The organism is Intrasporangium calvum, assembly GCF_028446585.1.
Taxonomy (GTDB): domain Bacteria; phylum Actinomycetota; class Actinomycetes; order Actinomycetales; family Dermatophilaceae; genus Intrasporangium; species Intrasporangium calvum_A.
This window is the reverse complement of sequence record NZ_JAPFQL010000158.1, coordinates 1-1308: the sequence shown is the minus strand read 5'-3', so window position 1 is coordinate 1308 and position 1308 is coordinate 1. Positions and strand designations below refer to the sequence as shown.

General features: G+C 68.5%; 2 protein-coding genes. Both read left to right on the top strand.

What is annotated here, in order from left to right; genetic code table 11:
* Positions 1–50: 50 nt before the first annotated feature.
* Positions 51–632: a signal peptidase I gene (locus OO014_RS19255; RefSeq protein WP_272463944.1), complete on the top strand. Its 582-nt coding sequence runs from the start codon at positions 51–53 to the stop codon at positions 630–632.
* A 34-nt stretch (positions 633–666) separates the two neighbouring features.
* A partial coding sequence (locus tag OO014_RS19250; RefSeq protein WP_272463943.1) for an Ig-like domain-containing protein occupies positions 667–1308 on the top strand: 642 nt, incomplete at its 3' end.

Below are 1308 nucleotides of genomic sequence, written 5' to 3'. Positions count from 1 at the left end.
CCCCGCTCCTCAGTCCAGCCGGTGCGTCCACCCCGTGTGAAGGAGCCATCATGAGCACCACCCCAGCCGCAACCTCGCACCGCCGACGCGGTGTGAGAGTCGTCGCGATCCTCACCAACGTCCTCCTCGGCCTCGTCACCCTGGCCGGGCTGGCCTACCTCGCGCCGGGAGTCCTCGGCTACGAGCGCTACGTCATAACCGGTGGATCGATGTCCGGCACCTTCGAGAAGGGAGCGCTCGTTCTCGAGCGTGTCGTGCCCGTCGAGGACCTGGTCGTCGGCGACATCATCACCTACGTCCCGCCGGCCTCGAGCGGCGTCACGACGCTCGTGACGCACCGAATCACCGAGATCTCGACGTCCGACACCGGCTCACGGGTGCTTCGCACGAAGGGGGACGCCAACGCGGACGTCGACCCCTGGTCCTTCAGCCTCACCGCGCCGACGCAGCCGGTCGTGGAGGTGGCAGTCCCGCACGTGGGCTGGGCCCTCATCGCGCTGGCCGATCGCCAGTGGCGGATGTTCGCCGTGGGCGTCCCCGCCGGCCTCGTCGCCCTCTACAGCCTGGTCCAGCTGGTTGGCGCTCTCATCCCCTCGCGTCGCCGGCCCCAGCTCGACCCCGCTCCGCACTGACCGTCCGAGAACCTCAGCCCGACAGGAACCTGACATGAGCACTCGCATCCTCAGGACCGCGCTGGCCACGATCGTGGCCGGGGCGGCCCTGCTGGTTCCCACGGGCTTCTCGACCGCAGTCTTCACGTCCACCTCGAGCAACACGTCGTCCGTCCGCGCGGCCATCGACTGGACTCCGCCCACCGTCGCACTGCAGAACCCCGGCAGCCCCGTCAAGGACACCGTGACCCTCACTGCGAGCGCCTCTGACGCCGAGACCGGCGTCAAGGACGTCTCCATCCAGTACTTCTCGGCGAGTGGCGTCTGGACGTCGATCTGCATCGCGACGGCAGCGCCCTACAGCTGTGCCTGGAGCACCAAGACCGTCACGGACGGCACCTGGTCGCTGCGTGCGGTGGCCACCGACAACGCCGGCTACTCGGCCACGTCCACGACGGTTCAGACGACGGTCGCCAACAGCCTCCTCGTGGTCCTCGGTGACCCGGGTGACTTCGTTCGCGGCACCGTCCCCTTGGCCGCGACCCTGTACAACACCGGTACGACGGCGTACACAGTGAAGATCGAGTACGCGCTGGCCGGGACGACGAGCTGGAAGTCCCTCTGCTCGAACCTGTCGGCTCCCTACACCTGCCAGTGGGGGACGACGGCGTTCGCGAACGACTACTACGACCTGCGG